Genomic DNA, 238 nt, shown 5'->3' with positions numbered 1-238 from the left:
CACCGACTTGGCGATCTTCACCTCACTGGGTCAGCCGACGGTCCGCATCACCGTCGATCGCGAGAAGGCGGCCCGGTACGGGCTGGCGCCCGGGGATGTGAACACCACGGTTCAGGCCGCGATCGGCGGTCAGACCGCGGGTGACGTGTACGAGTATGGCTCGGATCGGCACTTCGCGATGCGCGTGCGCCTGGCCTCGGCGTACCGCCGCGACCTCGCCACGATCCGCAACATCACG

At 68.5% G+C, this 238-nt stretch carries 1 protein-coding gene; it reads left to right on the top strand.

Features of this window, described 5'->3' with window-relative positions; translation table 11 throughout:
• A partial coding sequence (locus KZZ07_RS27410) for an efflux RND transporter permease subunit (protein WP_219520202.1) occupies nucleotides 1–238 on the top strand: 238 nt, incomplete at both ends.

The organism is Mameliella sp. CS4 (genome assembly GCF_019392335.1).
In the GTDB taxonomy this organism is placed as follows: domain Bacteria; phylum Pseudomonadota; class Alphaproteobacteria; order Rhodobacterales; family Rhodobacteraceae; genus Antarctobacter.
Note: the sequence above shows the minus strand (reverse complement) of the source record. Positions and strands in the feature narration are given on the sequence as shown.